This is a genomic window from Brevibacillus soli (assembly GCF_044759095.2).
Classification (GTDB): Bacteria; Bacillota; Bacilli; order Brevibacillales; family Brevibacillaceae; genus JBIYSM02.
Window position 1 is genome coordinate 1 of the sequence record NZ_JBIYSM020000106.1, and the last position, 779, is coordinate 779.

At 52.2% G+C, this 779-nt stretch carries 2 tRNA genes and 2 rRNA genes; all 4 read right to left on the reverse strand.

Features of this window, described 5'->3' with window-relative positions:
- Positions 1-185: 185 nt before the first annotated feature.
- A 5S ribosomal RNA gene (rrf, locus tag ACE99V_RS20365) occupies positions 186-302 on the reverse strand.
- 63 nt (positions 303-365) lie between these two features.
- Positions 366-441, reverse strand: a tRNA-Ala gene (locus tag ACE99V_RS20370).
- A 93-nt stretch (positions 442-534) separates the two neighbouring features.
- Positions 535-611, reverse strand: a tRNA-Ile gene (locus ACE99V_RS20375).
- Between the two features lie 79 nt (positions 612-690).
- A 16S ribosomal RNA gene (locus tag ACE99V_RS20380) occupies positions 691-779 on the reverse strand; the annotation flags it as partial.

A 779-nucleotide genomic window follows, 5' to 3' on the forward strand; every position in this document is an offset into this window, starting at 1 on the left:
AATCCTTAGCTTTACTTGCGTTATCCAGTTTTCAAGGAACAATCGGCAAAACATTAGCTTCGCATTTCTTCGTTGCGTCGTTGCTCCGTTCCTCACGTAGATGACTACGCTACGGTACTCGCAACTTCCGCGCCTCAAACTGCTCGCTTCTGTTTTCCCTCTATTTGGGTATAACACTTACACCCGCCTGGCAACGTCCTACTCTCCCGGTCCCCTTCGGGACAAGTACCATCGGCGCTGGAGGGCTTAACGGCCGTGTTCGGTATGGGAACGGGTGTGTCCCCTCCGCCATCATCACCAGACGACGCAATGACTAATGTATCACATCAGTCAATTTTCTATCAAGCTGTAAATCTTGGAAGAAATGGTGGAGCTGAACGGGATCGAACCGATGACCTCCTGCTTGCAAGGCAGGCGCTCTCCCAACTGAGCTACAGCCCCATGTTTACCCCAAAAGTGACGCTTATGTCTGGAGCTTGTTCCGAATATTTTTCGGGGGCCCCACAACAAAAGCCAACTAATTTTGAGAATGAGTGGTGGGCCTAGGCTGACTCGAACAGCCGACCTCACGCTTATCAGGCGTGCGCTCTAACCAACTGAGCTATAGGCCCTTGGTTACCCCGGAAAGCCAGGGAGGGTATGCTCCCTCAAAACTGAACAGCGAAAACGTTTTAGCCAAAAGCTCCGTAGAAAGGAGGTGATCCATCCGCACCTTCCGGTACGGATACCTTGTTACGACTTCACCCCAATCATCTACCCCACCTTCGGCGGCTGGCCCC